This is a genomic window from Vibrio sp. 1069, assembly GCF_033340555.1.
On the sequence record NZ_JAWOWP010000754.1, the window covers coordinates 1 to 561 of the forward strand.

The following is a 561-nucleotide window of genomic DNA, read 5'->3' on the forward strand; positions in this document are numbered from 1 at the left end:
TTACGAATTAGCAAGAAATTCAGTGCCACCAAGTAGATGACAATGGACATCATCATGCCCCGAATTCCTAGCGTTGAACCAATGAGAATGTCCCACAATAAGCCCAACACTAACGCCGTGCCGACGTTCACTCGATGCGGCAATGCCAGCACCCAATAACACGTCACCAAAAATAGCCATGAAGGACGAAGTAGGTCCAATACTCCGGGCCAAGGAATGGTTTGCAGTACTAGCGCAACGAAGAAACTAACACCAATCACCATTCTGCTACGCAATACATTACTGGCCATTAGTTACCTCTTGTTCTTGCTCTAACCCGTCATTCGCGTTGGATTGCAGTACTTTGTGCTGACGATCTTCGTTTGGCCAGATCAACAGCAAGTATCGTAGACGATCAAACTCCACCACAGGTTCGGCTTTGATCGATGCAAACTCTTGACGAGTATCGTGATCCACATTCGTGACCGTCGCCACAGGGTAGCCTTCAGGGTAAATGCCTCCCAGACCGGATGTCACAAGTAAATCACCAACTTGAATATCTGTACTGGTTGGAATGTGTTC

General features: G+C 47.4%; 2 protein-coding genes. Both read right to left on the reverse strand.

Annotation, left to right across the window (positions count from 1 at the left end):
- The coding region (gene mreD / locus R7040_RS28870; RefSeq protein ID WP_318097952.1) for a rod shape-determining protein MreD at window positions 1–290 on the reverse strand (290 nt) is incomplete at its 3' end.
- Window positions 280–561 (reverse strand): rod shape-determining protein MreC (gene mreC, locus R7040_RS28875; protein WP_318097953.1); only part of this gene is annotated, 282 nt, incomplete at its 5' end. The genes mreC and mreD, both read right to left, overlap by 11 nt.